The sequence below is a fragment of the Shewanella litoralis genome (assembly GCF_009828585.1).
Taxonomy (GTDB): domain Bacteria; phylum Pseudomonadota; class Gammaproteobacteria; order Enterobacterales; family Shewanellaceae; genus Shewanella; species Shewanella litoralis.
The window spans coordinates 1-3024 of record NZ_WSRZ01000052.1 but is presented as its reverse complement, the minus strand read 5'-3'; the positions used below and the strand labels follow the sequence as shown (position 1 = coordinate 3024).

1 protein-coding gene, 1 rRNA gene and 1 pseudogene are annotated in these 3024 nt (G+C 39.5%); 2 read left to right on the top strand and 1 reads right to left on the bottom strand.

Annotated features, from left to right (window positions below):
- Positions 1-116: ribosomal RNA gene (gene rrf, locus GQA99_RS20020) — 5S ribosomal RNA — on the top strand.
- An 808-nt stretch (positions 117-924) separates the two neighbouring features.
- Here rrf and GQA99_RS20015 read toward each other — a convergent pair.
- Positions 925-1990: pseudogene (locus GQA99_RS20015) on the bottom strand (ISAs1 family transposase); the annotation flags it as partial.
- 850 nt (positions 1991-2840) lie between these two features.
- On the opposite strand from GQA99_RS20015, the gene GQA99_RS20680 reads away from it, so the two are divergent.
- On the top strand, positions 2841-3024 hold a 184-nt coding region (locus GQA99_RS20680; protein WP_206194592.1), incomplete at its 3' end, for a hypothetical protein.

Sequence of the window (3024 nt, the reverse complement as noted above, 5' to 3'; positions counted from 1 at the left end):
TCTGGAAACCATAGAGCTGTGGTCCCACCTGATCCCATTCCGAACTCAGAAGTGAAACACAGTATCGCCGATGGTAGTGTGGGGTCTCCCCATGTGAGAGTAGGTCATTTCCAGGCGCCTAATTTCTCTGAAAAGAGAGTGATCAGCCCGTTGCAAATGCAACGGGCTTTCTTACGTCTGGAATTTGAGCGTTGAGCATCAGCCTTGATTTATCAAAATGAGCAAGTTAACAATGTGGTCGATATGCTCATATGATACTAATCTGCATTAGACTTTGCCCATATTAGCCCAGTCTCGTGTACACAAGCTTTTTAAACTGCCTTGGCACTGAATAAATATCTTCCAGGCTTTCAACACTGCTCAACGATATCGTTATAACATTCAAAGTACCTATTTGCCAATCAGTGGTGTCTTAACCATTACCATTCCAGCTCTATTGAGTTGGCCTTGAGAATAAGGAGGTAATTTTAGGACGGATAAATTACTAAAGTCTTTGGCTATATCATTCGTATTCCACCCTGCGCCAGCTATGATAACGAGCATATCTATCCGAGTGCGTTACTTGTAAAGTTTGATTCAAGAGTTGCCACATCTCCGTCCTATTAGCAAAAGGGGTGAGAAGGCTTATATACTAGTGTTATTTATGCGTCGTACTATCTTTGACTGATGACTCAACGCCATTCTGTATTTGGATTAATCTCTATATCACATTACAGAAAAGGCAGTAGGTAGCATGGTTTTACCTGTGCCGGTATCAAACTTAAACCATAATTTGAAATTTTACGCGCTGATTTCTGCCGTCGTTTGTTTTACCTAAATAAAGCATGATGGTTAAGATTGATGGATTTATACCATTGCGCAGAAAGAGAATAGCTATTCATTCAGTCATTCGCCTTGTTTAAGCCAGGGTAAGAGCATGAAAATTCACTTGTCAAAAATAACCTTTTCAAGGTAATCGGTGTTGCGAATGGCTTTCATTTGTTTCGCTCTTACTCCTTTCTTAAAGCTTGTCTCTGACTGAAGACGATTCATTGCAACATGCCTAACACCTGCCATAATTTCCGATGCACCATTACGTCGGATACGACAATCATCTTCTTTCATCCCAACATCAGGTTTCCAGTGCAATCCATTTTCTATACTCCAATGCTCTCGGGCACTTGCAGCCAACTCTTCTGCCGTTAGTGTGGCTGAACTGATGTAGTATCTAAAATTTAACTCTTTGGATACTTTGCCTTTTTCCTTTCGATAAGAAATGATCACCTCAAATGTCGTTAACATTGGCCAATTTGCCGCTGTGGGTATTTGACTCATGTCATTGGTCACAATACAGCACCGGTACTCTTCTCTATTTCGTTGGTAATCCGTTTCCTGAAATAGCGTTCCATCCTGACACGGGCGGCTAATTTCTGGTCCTAATAATTTCTCTACCTGGGAAAATAACATGGCCTGATTGCCTTTAAGTGCCAGCAGATAATTCGCTTCTTTATTCAAAATTTTGTGAGCTATCGCTTTCGGACATCCCATGGCATCGATGGTGATGAGGCAACCTTTTATTTCTAACAAGTCAAGCAGAACTGGGATGGCGGTTATCTCATTGGATTTACAGTCGGTTTTTTGCTGTCCAAGCACCATACCATTTTCACAAGCTAATGTGCTCACCATATGAATGGCATCCTTTCTACCAGATTGATTAAATGAACCTTTAATCTTTTCCCGTCAATAGCAATCACTTGTCCAGCAGTGACCTGATGGCACTCTTGCATCCATTTAGAGAAGTAGGATTGAAACGTAATCATATCAATAGTGCCGATAACCCTCGCTATCGTGTCATGTTTAGGAATACCATTTTCAAAAGAGACAAATTTGCGTAACCAATCGAGACGGTCGTGCCCAAAATCTTCAATTTCTTCCAACCTTGGCATCCAGCAATCACTGCGCTGAGGGTAAGGAATTGGATATCAAAGAGTAGATGGACAACTTTACCTTGTTAATAGGGGTTATCAATGTTTGAAAAGTACTTCAATAGCTGTAGTTGCGACATGGGTTAACTTACTTCTTACTAAAAAGAAGTATAAGATCAGAACTTAAGTCAAGGTAAAGCTTCGTGATCTTGCCCTGTTGTTTAAGCTCTTTTAAATTCTCGCTGAGAGATCACTTACTAATGCGGAATGGTATTACTTTAGTGAGGTTGGGTTTGGCTGGCCTCAGTGAGTTGTAAAGCATGTTCTTTGTAGTCAGTCTTAATATACACAATATGATGTTTGCGAGTTTGATATTGATGCCACTGAATTTTTGTTTTTTACCTATACATGCCTGTTATATGAGTTGTCATCACAGGCTCCAAATTTACAATTGAGTAGGTATTTACAAATCTTTAAATTATCGATGCTAGTTATGATTATCTATTCGTTTACTCTATATCGAACAAGTAGTCGGTTGGTTAAGTTAATCTTTCCTTTAATACTAAATGTCGAATATGTAATGCAGAGTAATAAACAAAGGATAGCAATTAGCATCATCTGTAATAGCGCTATATACAGAAAACAACTCTTTGAGAGTGTTTGCCAATATTCAACGTAAGTGAAAATACAGGCTTCAGAATGTTCAAAGATTAAATCCTATAAGTCATTTTGTGGATAAATCTGTGTGTAAGTTGTGCCTATTTTGGTATTAACTCAGGTATAAAAATTAAATGATAAAATAGCTAAAAAAGGGGTTGCACTAAATCTCTCGGTGCCTATAATGCGCATCCACTGACACGGCAGACAGCGAAAGCGGTCGTCGGGTTAGGTTGAATTAAGTGCTTCAAAACACTGAGTTCAAGGCGAAAAGAAAGTTTGAAAAAACACTTGACGCCGACACGGGAAAGCGTAGAATACGCAGCCCAAGCCGACGGCCTAGCGTCAACGGTCACTAAGCGAAAGATTGATTCTTTTGGTATTAGTACGCTCTTTAACAATCTAAACAAGAAATCTGTGTGGACATTCACAGGTATTGAGTTATTCGAAATTGTCTTCTTGT